The 13028-nt window shown below is 56.0% G+C and carries 12 protein-coding genes and 1 pseudogene; 6 read left to right on the top strand and 7 right to left on the bottom strand.

What is annotated here, in order from left to right:
* Nucleotides 1–2 precede the first annotated feature (2 nt).
* The gene (gene hutC / locus J0A66_RS00520; protein ID WP_206571816.1) at nt 3–746 is read right to left on the bottom strand and encodes a histidine utilization transcriptional repressor HutC; all 744 of its coding nucleotides are present in this window, start codon (nt 744–746) and stop codon (nt 3–5) included.
* Nucleotides 747–851: 105 nt separating this feature from the next.
* Between hutC and hutI the strand changes: the two genes are divergently transcribed.
* The 5 genes from hutI to J0A66_RS00495 all read left to right on the top strand — a co-directional run bounded on the left by hutI (nt 852) and on the right by J0A66_RS00495 (nt 4675).
* Nucleotides 852–2090, top strand: coding sequence for an imidazolonepropionase (hutI, locus tag J0A66_RS00515; RefSeq protein ID WP_206571815.1), 1239 nt, complete (start codon nt 852–854; stop codon nt 2088–2090).
* Nucleotides 2091–2170: 80 nt separating this feature from the next.
* Entirely contained in the window at nt 2171–2458 is a 288-nt protein-coding gene (locus J0A66_RS00510; RefSeq protein WP_206571814.1) for an encapsulin-associated ferritin-like protein, read from the top strand.
* A 219-nt stretch (nt 2459–2677) separates the two neighbouring features.
* Complete coding sequence (locus J0A66_RS00505) at nt 2678–3721, top strand: sodium:calcium antiporter (protein ID WP_241263930.1); 1044 nt, start codon at nt 2678–2680, stop codon at nt 3719–3721.
* Between the two features lie 165 nt (nt 3722–3886).
* Nucleotides 3887–4192 (top strand): cupin domain-containing protein, encoded by a 306-nt coding sequence (locus J0A66_RS00500; RefSeq protein WP_206571813.1) that lies wholly within the window; start codon nt 3887–3889, stop codon nt 4190–4192.
* Nucleotides 4193–4255: 63 nt separating this feature from the next.
* Nucleotides 4256–4675: a RidA family protein gene (locus J0A66_RS00495; RefSeq protein ID WP_206571812.1), complete on the top strand. Its 420-nt coding sequence runs from the start codon at nt 4256–4258 to the stop codon at nt 4673–4675.
* A 44-nt stretch (nt 4676–4719) separates the two neighbouring features.
* Here the strand turns inward: J0A66_RS00495 and J0A66_RS23320 are convergent, their stop codons facing one another.
* From J0A66_RS23320 to glnA, 6 genes and pseudogenes are all read right to left on the bottom strand, one after another.
* A complete protein-coding gene (locus J0A66_RS23320; protein ID WP_439098856.1) occupies nt 4720–4974 on the bottom strand; it encodes a cation:proton antiporter regulatory subunit in 255 nt (84 codons plus the stop codon).
* Nucleotides 4975–4983: 9 nt separating this feature from the next.
* Nucleotides 4984–5907 (bottom strand): annotated as a pseudogene (locus J0A66_RS00490) (ATP-grasp domain-containing protein); the annotation flags it as partial.
* 109 nt (nt 5908–6016) lie between these two features.
* Nucleotides 6017–7426 (bottom strand): nitrogen regulation protein NR(I), encoded by a 1410-nt coding sequence (gene glnG, locus J0A66_RS00485; RefSeq protein WP_206571810.1) that lies wholly within the window; start codon nt 7424–7426, stop codon nt 6017–6019.
* Nucleotides 7426–8556, bottom strand: coding sequence for a nitrogen regulation protein NR(II) (glnL, locus tag J0A66_RS00480; RefSeq protein WP_206571809.1), 1131 nt, complete (start codon nt 8554–8556; stop codon nt 7426–7428). The genes glnG and glnL overlap by 1 nt, the downstream gene beginning before the upstream one ends.
* 38 nt (nt 8557–8594) lie before the next feature.
* Complete coding sequence (locus tag J0A66_RS00475) at nt 8595–9110, bottom strand: DUF4124 domain-containing protein (protein WP_206571808.1); 516 nt, start codon at nt 9108–9110, stop codon at nt 8595–8597.
* 101 nt (nt 9111–9211) lie between these two features.
* Complete coding sequence (gene glnA, locus J0A66_RS00470; protein ID WP_206571807.1) at nt 9212–10621, bottom strand: glutamate--ammonia ligase; 1410 nt, start codon at nt 10619–10621, stop codon at nt 9212–9214.
* 425 nt (nt 10622–11046) lie between these two features.
* On the opposite strand from glnA, the gene typA reads away from it, so the two are divergent.
* Nucleotides 11047–12882, top strand: coding sequence for a translational GTPase TypA (typA, locus tag J0A66_RS00465; RefSeq protein WP_206571806.1), 1836 nt, complete (start codon nt 11047–11049; stop codon nt 12880–12882).
* The last annotated feature ends 146 nt before the right edge of the window (nt 12883–13028 follow it).

Genomic DNA, 13028 nt, shown 5'->3' with positions numbered 1-13028 from the left:
CGTCATTTCTCCAAGGTTTGTGCAGGCTTTTGGGCTTGGCTCGGCTGGAAGGTAAGATGACCTCCCAACTGGTATTTATTGCCGGGGTGGGTCAGCAGGGCATGACTGACAATACCGTCCCGGCTCCAGGTTGTGCGTTGCAGGCGAAGGCAGGGCTCGCCAGCCTGCATAGCCAAATATTGCTGAGTCAATGCATCGGCGAGTATGGCTTCCACTCTGTGTTCAGCCTCAGTCAGCGGAGCAACGCTGCACAAATACTCATGAGGCGTGATTCGGGTAAAATCCTGCTGCAGGTAATCGGGTGCCAGCAGAGGATTGATAAAGCGTTGTTCGAGCTGCAGTGCCACCTCATCCTGCCAATGGCAGATGAGGCTGTGATAAACCGGGCTACCCGCCGTCAGACCCAGTCGCAGGGCAATCTGTTTATCCGCTTCTTGACTCTCCAGCACTATGACCCGGGCCCGGTACCGATGCTGGCGTTCACGGATTTCATCGGCAATGTTGCGGATTTGCAGCATGGAGGACTGATTCTTAAGACTGGCCACGCAGGTCGCCGCTCCCTGATTACGCTGCAACACGCCCTGGTCCGCCAGTTCCTGCAGCGCCCGTCTGGCGGTCATGCGGCTGACGGCGAAACTTTGTGCCAGCTGATTTTCAGACGGCACCACATCCCCTTGTGACCACTGACCTGATTCAATATGGGCCAGGATATGGGTTTTGATCTGCTGATATTTGCTCTGTGCCATAAGGGTTCTATGTGCGCTAAGATCGACTCAGGCCCGATAAATTGACATAATCAACTTGTCTATACAAGATGGTCTGAAAAATTCATTGTGTGAAGGAGAATTGCCATGTCACAAGATGCCGATCTGTTACTGACGAGGGCTAACATCGCCACTCTGGATCCTGCAATGGATGGCTATGGCATTATCCAGGAGGCTGCGCTGTTGATGCGTGAAGGCCGAATTGCCTGGCTGGGACCGCAGTCAGAACTGCCTGCCATTAACCCTGATGTCAAGACAATGGATTGCCAGGGCCAGTGGCTGCTGCCGGGCTACATCGACTGTCACACCCACCTGGTGTTTGCCGGTAACCGCGCCGATGAATTTGAACAACGCCTGCAGGGAGTCAGCTATGCGGATATTGCCCGCCGGGGCGGCGGCATAAGACGGACCATGTCCGCTACCCGCCAGGCCAGTGAGGCCGAGCTGCTGGTCCTGGCGCTGAAGCGGGCAAAAGCCCTGCTGGAGCAGGGAGTGACCTGTGTTGAAATCAAATCCGGTTATGGACTGGATTTGAACACCGAGCTCAAGATGTTGCGGGTAGCCAGGCAGGTTCAGGCTCATCTTCCTTTCACCGTACGCACCACTTTCCTGGGTGCCCACGCCCTGCCGCCTGAATATCATGACAATGCCGACGGCTATATAGACCTGGTCTGCAACGAGATGCTGCCGGCTATCCAGGCAGAACAGCTGGCTGACGCGGTGGATGTTTTCTGTGAAAACATCGGCTTCACACTGACACAAACCAGGCGGGTGTTCGAGGCGGCAAGCCAACTTGGCCTGCCGGTCAAACTGCATGCTGAGCAGTTGTCCAACCTGGGTGGCAGCGAACTGGCCGCCAGCTTCAACGCCCTGTCGGTGGACCATATCGAATTTCTGGATGAGGCCGGCATCCGGGCTATTGCCGGCAGTGGCACGGTGGCCACCTTGTTGCCAGGGGCCTTTTATTACCTCAGGGAAAGTCAGAAACCGCCCATTGAACTGCTGCGCAAACATGCCGTGCCCATGGCCCTGGCGACCGACTTCAACCCAGGGTCATCACCCATCTGCAATCTGCCGCTGATGCTCAATATGGCCTGCACCCTGTTTGCCCTTACCCCGGTGGAAGCGCTGAAAGGAGTCACTATCAACGCGGCAAGAGCCCTGGGTCTGGACGACAGCCTGGGTTCCCTTAGTCCTGGCAAGCAGGCCGATATTCTGCTGCTGGATATCGAACATCCCAATCAACTGGCCTATCAGGTGGGTATCAACCCGGTACAGAAACGCTGGCATGCAGGAAAGTACACCAACATGAGTCTGCTTTACTGACAGACTGTCACCGGCGTCTTGCCTCCAGCCCCAGCTCAGCGTGGTCTATAGTGAAGGGAAAGACAACCTGGGAGGCACCTATGGCAAACGAAGGCTACCATGAGCCGGTCGAAGAACTGACCGATAGAACCCGTGACTTTCACCGCGCCATTATCTCGCTGATGGAAGAGCTTGAGGCGGTGGATTGGTACAACCAGCGTATAGACGTATGCAAGGACGAAGAGTTAAAGGCCATTCTTATCCACAACCGGGACGAAGAAAAAGAGCACGCCGCCATGGTGCTGGAGTGGATCCGGCGTCGTGATAAGAAATTCGACGAAGAGCTGCGTGACTACCTGTTTACCGACAAACCCGTTGCCGATTCCTGATGCTCTCGCTATGCGAACAGGGCTGAAACTGGCCGGAAAAAAGGCGCCGGTCTATTGCTCGGTCCGAAGCGGACCAAGCTCAGCCTGGAGCCGGGAGGACAGACAGAGCTGACAGTCCCCGCGGTACAAAACCACCGTAAGTGGTTGAAGCGGATAAAAGGGTGATTTAGGCCAACGGCGCTCTCCCCTCGACATGAGCTACAGGAGAAGGAAAACCGCTTGCCACTGATACAGACACAGGATTGGACGTTATGGCAGGGTGCGGGGCTTTTTTGCCTATGTGCCCTGGCTATCGCTATTGCGGGCACCCGTATCACCCGGGTGGTGGATCAGTTGGCCGATCGCACCGGTATAGGTGAGGCGGCCGCCGGTGCCGTGCTGCTGGGAATATCCACCTCACTGGGCGGATGTGTGCTGTCGGTGACAGCTTCCTGGAACGGCCATGCGGAGCTGGCAGTCAGTAACGCCCTGGGCGGCATAGCGGTACAGACCTTCTTCCTGGCATTGGCGGATATGTCCTATCGCAAGGCAAACCTTGAGCATGCAGCAGCCTCAGTGCCGAACATGATGCAAAACGCCCTGCTGATCTCCCTGTTATCTCTGGTGCTGTTGGCAACCTACCTGCCGTCGTTAACCTTTTTCGGCATTCATCCTGTCAGCCCACTGCTGTTCGTGCTGTACGGCTATGGCATCTCTCTGGTAAGAAAAGCTCAGGACAGCCCCATGTGGCGTCCCTCCATCACCCGGGAAACCCGTGAAGATGTGCCGGATGATGTGGGTAAGATGCCTCCACTGTCCCGGCTTTGGCGGGAATTTTTGCTGCTGATGTTGATTCTGGGAGTCGCTGGCTGGGGACTGGAACCGGCAGCCAATGTCATCGCCGAGAAGGCCGGGGTCAGTTATACGGTGATAGGCGTCATGCTGACTGCGATCAGTACCTCCATTCCCGAGCTGGTCACCTCTGTAGCCGCCGTGCGCCGTGGCGCATTAACCCTGGCCGTAGGTGGCATTATCGGCGGCAATGCCTTCGACGTATTGTTTATCTCGGCCTCGGATATCGCCTACCGGGCAGGATCCATCTACCATGCCGTCCCGCAGGAGGCCAGTTTCTGGCTGGCGCTGAATCTGTTTATGTCCGGCATATTGATAATGGGCCTGATCAGGCGGGAGAAGCACGGCATAGCCGGAATTGGATGGGAAAGCGCCGCCATAATGGTGCTCTACCTGCTGGGCGTATTCCTGCTGTTAAATACCCCTGACTGACAATGGAACAACACTGCAAGTGCTGTTTGCTGGATTCGCTGGTCATCGAAGGGCGTCTGCATGGCAGTGCGTATTTATGCCATTGACTGCTGCGCCGCCTTCGGGATACAACAATTCATCCGGCCATGGGGTCGGAATAACATACCAGGACAACAAGGAAGCAACATGGCAGGCAGTTATCCAGACAGAATCAAGACCCTTCCCCTTTACGACGGCAGGTTTGACGCCTACAGGCTGGAAGCCAAAGGCAGTGACGTATTGTTTGCCTCCTATCCGGCCGGTACCGAAATCCCGCCTCACAGACATGATACAGACAATCACGGTGTGATCACCAAAGGTGAACTTATCCTTTGGATGGACGGCCAGGAGAGGCGCATTGGCGTCGGCCAATGGTACCATGTGCCGGCCCACAAGGAGCACGCAGCGCGTTTCGAGGTGGAAACCGATGAAATCGAACTCTGGTTTCGCTGAATGTATCCGCTCCGGGCGCTGCGGGACCTCCCTGCCGCCGTACTGTCAGATAAAGGAAAAATCATGCGCCTATTACAATTGATACTTCTGGGCCTGCTGGTCTTATACGCCTCCCCCTCCGGGGCCGCTCCTACAGTATTGCCGTTCTCCGAAGCCCGCCAGGCGGGCAACCTGCTGTTTCTGGCCGGGCAGATAGGCACATTACCGGGCAAGTCAGAGCTGGTCGCCGGGGGGATCGAACCCGAAGCCAGGCAAACCATGGAGAATATCCGCCAGGTCCTGGAAAAACATGGGTTGGATATGGGGGATATCGTCAAGTGCACGGTCATGCTGGCCGATATCGGCGAATGGGCCAGCTTCAACCGGATCTACGTGCAGTTCTTCGAACAGCCCTACCCGGCGCGCAGCGCTTTTGCCGCCGCCGGACTGGCCCTCAATGCCAGGGTGGAAGTGGAATGTATCGCGCAGATACCCGGCTCCTGAAGGCAGCCTGCCGGACACGCTGATTGGCGCCAGGCCTGTTTTGGTCAGTTGACATCGTCTGGCAGGTGCTGGATTTGCGGACTGCGATTTTGCACCGTCTTTTTCGGAATCAGGGTGCGCATGGATTCCTGTTTGCCGAAACACAATAGTTTGTCGTTGGCTTCGATAACCCTGGATGCCTTGGGATTGGGGATGACTTTATGTCCCCGGTAAAGCGTCAGCACATTGATGTCCAGATCGTAAAGGCCTGACCCGGTAAGGGTTTTACCGACCAGATAGGACCCTTCTGGCACGTAAATCTCCGTAACGCCATAGCCCTTGCTGACGGTCAGTCGCTGGCGAATATCGATTTCGGGAAAGTCCACCTGGGCGCCGATATAGTCGATAATGGCGCCGGCAATATCCAGATGGGTACAACTTTCGATGCCTTCCAGCCCGGGAGAGGAGTTCACTTCCATCACCTGGGGCCCTTCCTTGCTTTCAAGCATATCGACACCCGCTATCTGCAGGCCAAGAATCTGAGTGGCGCGGATAGCTGTTTCAATATAGCGATCATCCAGTTCCACCGCCTCAGCAATCCCGCCACGGTGCACATTACTGCGAAACTCCTGCCCCTGGGCAACACGGCGCATGGCGGCCACCACCCGGTTTCCCACTACTATGGCGCGGATATCCTTGCCTTTACTCTCGGCGACAAACTTCTGCACCAGCACATTCTGCTTCTGGCTTTGCAGCAGTTCGATAATGGCTTCAGCGGTTTTGGTGCTCTCCGCCAGCAGCACACCAATGCCCTGGGTACCCTCGATGAGTTTGATAATCACCGGCGCGCCGCCGACACGCTCGATTGAAGGCAGCACATCTTTCTTGTCCCTGACAAAGTTGGTCTTGGGAATGCCGATATGATGACGGCTGAGGTATTGCAGGGACCTCAGTTTGTCCCTGGAGTTGAGAATGCCATGGGCGCTGTTGGCACAGAACACGCCCATCTCCTGGAACTGCCGGACCACTGCCGTTCCATAGTAGGTAATGGAGGCGCCGATTCGGGGCAAAACCGCATCATAGTCGGTCAGTTGTTTCTGGCGGAAATACAGAGCCGGCGTGCCACGCTCAAGATCCATGGCAAACTTTAGGGTGTTGAGAATTTTCACTTCATGGCCGCGCGCTTCGGCCGTTTCACGTAATCTGCGTGAACTGTAGTTATCCGGTTCACAGGACAATATCGCCAGCTTCATCTGCATTCCTTGTTAAAGCGATCAGGACTCTTAAAGGTAGCCCTTCCTGTCTCCTTAACAAGGCGGGCTCGTCGCGCTGACTGGCGCTGCCCAACAAGGTAAAGGCAAGCTACTGAATCCCAAGCTCCTTCAGTTTGCGGGTCAGGGTGTTACGACCCCAGCCCAGGCGCTTTGCCGCTTCCTGCTTGTGGCCATGTGTGTAGTGCAGAGCTCTTTCCAGCAGGATCTTTTCGAAGCTCATGGCTGCGTCATTAAGGATGTTTTTCTGCCCTGATTGTAATTGCTTGTCGGCCCAGCTCGATAACAGCGCACGCCAATCGCTGCCCTGTCCCGCCTCATCCCTGACCAGCGGCTGTTCATACAGTTCCGGCGGCAGATCCGAGGGAATAATCTCCTGGCCACTGGCCATTACGGTGAGCCAGCGGCACAGGTTTTCCAGTTGCCTGACATTACCGGGCCAGGGCAACTGACTGAGGATCTTCAGGCTGTCCCGGCCCAGGGTTTTGGCGTCCACCTCCAGCTCCTTGGCGGCCTTGACCATGAAATGCTCGGCCAGCGGCCCGATGTCCTCACGCCGCTCACTCAAACGGGGAATATGGATGCGGATAACGTTCAGACGATGAAAGAGATCCTCGCGGAATTTGCCCTGGGCCACCCTTTTTTCCAGATTCTGGTGGGTGGCGGCAATAATGCGTACGTCCACCGACACCGGATTGTGCCCTCCCACCCGGTAAAACTGGCCGTCCGCCAGCACCCGCAGCAGGCGGGTCTGCACATCCAGCGGCATATCGCCTATCTCATCCAGAAATAACGTCCCCCCGTCGGCCTGTTCAAAACGGCCCTGCCGGGCACCCTGGGCGCCGGTAAAGGCGCCTTTTTCGTGGCCGAACAGCTCCGACTCAATAAGATCTGTGGGTATGGCAGCCATATTCAACGCAATGAAGGGCGCTTTAGCCCTGGGACTGTGCTTGTGAAGCGCCCTGGCCACCAGCTCTTTGCCGGTGCCGGACTCACCATTAATCAATACGCTGATGCTGGAACGGGACAGCCTCCCGATGGCGCGAAACACCTCCTGCATGGCCGGCGCTTCGCCGATGATTTCCGTTTCTATTTTCGTCGGCTGGCGCTGTTGCTGTCTGGCCTGCTCCCTGGAATGGGCAAGGGCCCGTTTCACCAGGTTGACTGCATCGTCAATGTCGAAGGGCTTGGGCAGATATTCAAAGGCACCACCCTGATAGGCGTTAACGGCGCTGTCCAGGTCAGAATGGGCCGTCATGATAATCACCGGCATATTGGCGAATTGTTTATGCACCTCTTCCAACAGCTGCATGCCGTCCATCTGCGGCATGCGGATATCGGAAACGATCACCTCAGGCTGTTGCCCGGCAGCCAGTTGCAGCAACAAATCCTGCGGATTCTCAAAACTGAAGCATTCAATCTCAGCCGTCTGCAGGGCTTTTTGCAGCACCCATCGAATCGAACTGTCGTCATCCACGATCCAGACTGGTGCAACACTCATCAGGCAGGTTCCTTCTTGTCGATTGGCAGGTAAATGGTAAATTCGGTGTGACCGGGCCAGCTCTCCACTTCAATCTTGCCCCTGTGGTGATCAATCAGATTCTGGGCGATAGACAGACCCAGACCGGTTCCATCCTGCTTACCTGTCACCATTGGATAGAACAGCGTATCCTTCAGGCGCTCAGGAATCCCCGGACCGTCATCGATAATCCTGATCTGGGCGCACAGGGGATAGCGTTTGCCATGGATGGTCACCTGGCGTTCTATACGGGTAATAAAGCGGATAACACCCTTGCCTTCGAGCACCTGGACCGCATTCCGGGCGATATTCAGCACCGCCTGCTGGATCTTCTCATCATCAATCCACAGATCCGGGATACTGGGATCGTAATCACGTACCAGCTCCACTTCGGCTATTTCATCCAGACTCAGCAGGGTGCGGATCTTCTCCAGCACCCGGTGAAGATTGTGCCACTGAAAATTGGGTGGTTTGTTGGGACCGAGCAGCCGGTCAACCAGATTACGCAGCCGATCCGCCTGTTCAATGATCAAACGGGTAAACTCCTGTAACTCCGGCTCCTTCAGTTGCTTCTCCAGTAACTGGGCCGCCCCCCGCAGCCCGCCCAGGGGGTTTTTGATCTCATGGGCCAGGCCCCGAACCAGATCACGGGCCGCCTGCTGCTGCGCCCATTGCTGATTTTCCTGGCTGATGCGGCGCAGGTTATCTATTTTCTTGAACTCCACCAGCAGACGGGGGGAACCCTGCTGCTCCAGGCTGGTGACGGTTATCTCTGCCAACGAGTGACGGCCGTCGGCGAAGGTGACCTGCACCTCACTGTCCGAAAAGCTCTGCCTGAATTCCAGGGCACTGCGCAATCGCTCCGTCTCCAGACTGGATTGCAAAAACAGCCGGCGCAGTTCCTGCCCCTCAAGTTGGTTACGACTCTGTTCAAAAAAGGACTCGGCCGCCGGGTTGGCAAACTGCACACGCAGTGACTCATCCAGCAGAAGCAGGGCAATGGACAGATTGCCTATCAGCAGTTCCGTGGTGGCCAGATGCTGGCCTTGTTCGTTTCTCGCCAAGCCCGTTTCTCCTTCCTGCACCACTTTGGTGCAGAACAACTTTAGCATGCTTTATGTCAGGACGCTGCCAACAGTTGGCAGGCGAACTACCTGGGGTTTATCAGGGCAGAAGCCTGATGCAGGTAAAAGACTTGTTGAGGGGACGATGCAAGGATCTTGCCCGAATTGCTGAGGAAGTTGACCTGAATGCTGTGTTCGCCACGATTCACCCCTGAAAGGGAAAAACCCGGGGAGGGGCTGGTCTCGACCACCTTGCCATCCAGCAGCAGCTGGTAACTCCCGGCGCCCCGTGGGTCGGGCTGCACGCTGGCCTGGATCTGCACCCGCCCCAGGTTATCACGCAGGGTCGCTTCAGGTGCCGGAGTAGTGATGGCGACCTGGTATTGCACCTGGGGCCTGGACGATCTGGCATCAGGCGGCGGCACCACAGGCTTGGCGGCGAGAGGTTTGGCAGTATTGATCTGTGGCAGATCCACAGGCACGGCGCCCTCGACCGGCTGATCGGTAAACACCACCGTACCATCGGCCTTAACCAGCTTATATAAGGTGGCGGCCTGGACCGTCGATATCAGCAATAACAGGAGTAAGCTATAAATCTTCATACCATGGTGATTCCGGTTTGCCTCTCCTGAGAGTGTAGCCGCTGTTACTGTTAAAAAAAAAGCCCGCATGACGCGGGCTTGGAATAGGATTTCAGACCAGCTTATACGCTGTAGTACATATCGAATTCGATAGGGTGCGTGGTCATGGCCAGCTTTTCCACTTCGGCGCGCTTCAGACCGATATAGGCATCGATCATATCGTCGCTCATTACGCCGCCTTCTTTGAGGAAATCGCGATCCGCATCCAGGGCATCCAGCGCCATTTCCAGTGTATGAGACACGGTGGGGATGTCTTTGGCTTCCTCGGCAGGCAGGTCATACAGATCCTTGTCCATGGCATCGCCGGGGTGAATCTTGTTACGGATACCGTCCAGGCCGGCCATCATCATGGCAGTAAAGGCCAGATAGGGGTTGGCTGCCGGATCCGGGAAGCGTACCTCAATACGACGGGCCTTGGCGCTGGAAACATGGGGAATACGGATTGAAGCGCTGCGGTTACGGGCAGAGTATGCCAGCATCACAGGGGCTTCGAAGCCGGGCACCAGACGCTTGTATGAGTTGGTGGACGGGTTGGTGAAGGCGTTCAGGGCACGGGCGTGCTTAATGATACCGCCGATATAGTACAGCGCTTCCTCGGACAGACCGGCATATTTGTCACCGGCAAAAATATTCACGCCATCCTTGCTGATGGACTGGTGCACATGCATGCCGGAACCGTTGTCACCTACCAGCGGCTTGGGCATAAAGGTCGCGGTCTTGCCGTAGGCATCGGCCACGTTATGCACCACATATTTATAAATCTGCACCTCGTCGGCTTTCTTCACCAGGGTATTGAAGCGACAGGCGATCTCATTCTGACCGGCAGTGGCCACCTCGTGGTGGTGGGCTTCGATATGCAGGCCCATTTCTTCCATGACCAGACACATGGCGGCACGGATATCGTGGGCGGAATCGACCGGTGGAACAGGGAAGTAGCCGCCTTTAACGCCTGGACGGTGCCCCATGTTTCCGCCTTCGAATTCCACTCCGGAATTCCACTTGGCTTCCATGGAGTCGATTTCATAGAAAGAACCGGCCATATCCGTGTGGAAACGGATGTCGTCGAACATAAAGAATTCCGGCTCAGGACCGAACAGTACGGTGTCGCCGATACCGGTGGATTTCAAGTACTCCTCGGCGCGCTTGGCCACGGAGCGCGGATCCCTGTCATACCCCTGCATGGAGGTTGGCTCGACGATGTCGCAGCGGATATTGACCTGAGTCTCTTCGGAAAACGGATCCAATACAGCGGACTCAGCATCCGGCATCAGGATCATGTCTGACTCGTTAATGCCTTTCCAACCGGAAATGGAGGAACCGTCGAACATCTTGCCTTCCTCGAAAAACTCTTCGTCAACGAGAGAGGCAGGAATGGAAACGTGCTGCTCTTTACCTTTTGTATCGGTAAAACGCAGATCAACAAACTTGGCTTCACTTTCTTTGATAAGGTCTAAGGCCTTTTCTACAGACATTATGTCCTCCAGGTTGAGTATTCAAAGGGCAAAATCGCTTGATGCAAGGGAAAGCGATTATCGTGCCAACTCCCTTGCACCGTTACAGACCGCTTAAAATGGTCAGGCGCCGGGACACGGTATATTTACCGGCGAACACAATGCACCAATCTGGTGCATACCTGCACCAATTTGACCCTGGCGCGCCATCAGGATGCAACTAAAGGTAGCGCATTTCTTCCCCCACGCAACGGCTGGCTTAAAAAACACCCGCTAATCTATAATGTGTCATCGCAATGACATGACAAACCCTGTACAATCCGCCGCCTGTAAAAAGGTGCTTGAAAAATCACCACCTGGGACAGGAAGCTGGCCAGGAAACAAGCTAGTCCGGTTGCGGCGTCACAGACCTCGTCAACCACCCCACGCCACCAAGAGAGAATCAGATGAGTTCACAACACACCTCATTGGAGAAATTGAGGAATATCGCCATTATCGCCCACGTTGACCACGGCAAGACCACCCTGGTGGACAAGCTGCTGCAGCAATCCGGGACACTGGACAGCCGCAAGGGCACAGACGAACGTGTCATGGACTCAAATGCCCTGGAAAAAGAGCGTGGCATTACCATCCTGGCCAAAAACACCGCTATTAACTGGCAGGACTACCGGATCAACATCCTGGACACCCCCGGTCACGCCGACTTCGGTGGCGAGGTTGAGCGGGTCTTGTCCATGGCCGACTCTGTATTGTTGCTGGTGGATGCGGTTGACGGCCCCATGCCCCAAACCCGTTTTGTGACCCAGAAAGCCTTTGCCCACGGGCTGAACCCTATCCTGGTCATCAACAAGATCGACCGTCCCGGCGCCCGCCCTGACTGGGTGATGGATCAGGTGTTCGATCTGTTCGACAACCTGGGCGCCAACGACAAGCAACTGGATTTTCCGGTGATTTATGCCTCGGCCCTGCAAGGTTGGGCCAGCCTGGATGAAAGTGCCCAGGGCGGCGATATGACCCCCCTGTTCCAGGCCATTGTCGATCAGGTGTCCCCACCCAACGCCGATCCTGAAGGCCCCCTGCAAATGCAGATCTCCCAGTTGGACTACTCCAGCTACCTGGGCATTATCGGTATTGGCCGTATCAAACGCGGCCAGGTCAAGGTCAACCAGCAGGTCACTGTCATCGGTGCCGACGGCAAGAAACGTAACGGCAAGATTGGCCAGGTATTCGGTTACCTGGGACTGGACCGCTACGAGGAAGACAGTGCCAGCGCCGGTGATATTGTTGCCATCAGCGGCCTGGGCGAACTGAAGATTTCTGACACCGTGTGTGCGGTGGACAATGTCGAAGCCTTGCCGGCGCTGACTGTTGACGAGCCTACGGTGACCATGACCTTTCAGGTTAACACCTCACCCTTTGCCGGTCTGGACGGTAAGTTTGTTACCTCTCGCCAGATCCTGGAGAGACTGCAGACCGAACTGAAACACAACGTGGCCCTGCGGGTTGAAGAGACTGCCGATCCGGACAAATTCCGCGTCTCGGGCCGTGGTGAGCTGCACCTTGGCGTGCTGATCGAAAACATGCGTCGTGAAGGTTATGAACTGGCCGTATCACGCCCGGAAGTGATCCTTAAGAAAGAGGGTGATCAGCTTCTTGAGCCCTACGAGACCATGACAGTGGATATCGAGGAAGAGCACCAGGGTTCCATTATGGAACAACTGGGTTTGCGCAAGGCGGAAATGCGCGACATGAATCCGGACGGCAAGGGCCGGGTGCGGCTGGACTTTCTGGTTCCCAGCCGCGGCCTGATTGGCTTCCAGACCGACTTCATGACCCTGACCTCCGGCACCGGTCTGCTCTATCATACGTTTTCCGAATATCTGCCCCACGCGGGCGGACGTATCGGCCAGCGCAACAACGGCGTACTGATCTCCAACGGTAAAGGCAAGGCCCTGGCCTATGCCCTGTTTAACCTGCAGGAACGTGGACGCCTGTTTATCGGCCATGGTGCAGAAGTGTACGAAGGCCAGATCATCGGTATCCACAGCCGTGACAACGACCTGACGGTCAACTGTCTGAAGGGCAAGCAGCTGACCAACATCCGCGCCGCCGGCACGGATGAGGCGCTGACTCTGACCCCCCCCATCAGGATGACCCTGGAGCGGGCCCTGGAGTTTATCGACGACGATGAACTGGTGGAAGTGACACCTCATCATATCCGTCTGCGCAAGAAGCTACTGACGGAAAACGAGCGTAAGCGGGCTTCAAGAAGCGCCGACTAACACAGACAAACCCGCTTCGGCGGGTTTTTTTGTCCCCCAGACCGATACTAACCTCCTAAATTTAAGTCGAAATTCCTTACTGACCCAAAAGTCATTTATATTCGGCTAAGATGCTCCTATCATCCTCCCCAGTTTATTTGCAGAGA

It is taken from the genome of Bowmanella dokdonensis, assembly GCF_017254865.1.
GTDB lineage: Bacteria > Pseudomonadota > Gammaproteobacteria > Enterobacterales > Alteromonadaceae > Bowmanella > Bowmanella dokdonensis.
The sequence above is the reverse complement of the archived record's forward strand: the minus strand, read 5'-3'. Positions and strand labels throughout refer to the sequence as shown.